At 62.6% G+C, this 230-nt stretch carries 1 pseudogene; it reads right to left on the bottom strand.

The window, feature by feature from the left end:
• Positions 1-230 (bottom strand): annotated as a pseudogene (locus AC0IW7_RS25110) (4-hydroxyphenylpyruvate dioxygenase); the annotation flags it as partial.

Here is a 230-nt window from a genome sequence, read left to right on the forward strand (position 1 = left end):
GTTCAGCGGAATATCTAGCAGCGGTACGCCGGCGTCCGTGGCGCGGTTGATTTCCGCGAACAGGTCCTCGCAGGCGAAGGCACTGTGGTGCACGCCCGAGCCGCGATAGCTGGACAACGCATGGGACATCGCAGTGTTGCGGTTCTCGGAAATATTCAGCGGCAAGCGCACCGAACTGCAGCGGCTGCGCAACTCCCGGCTTTTCACCAGACCGTAAGGGTCGGGCAGCA

The organism is Pseudomonas sp. AC229, from assembly GCF_979254655.1.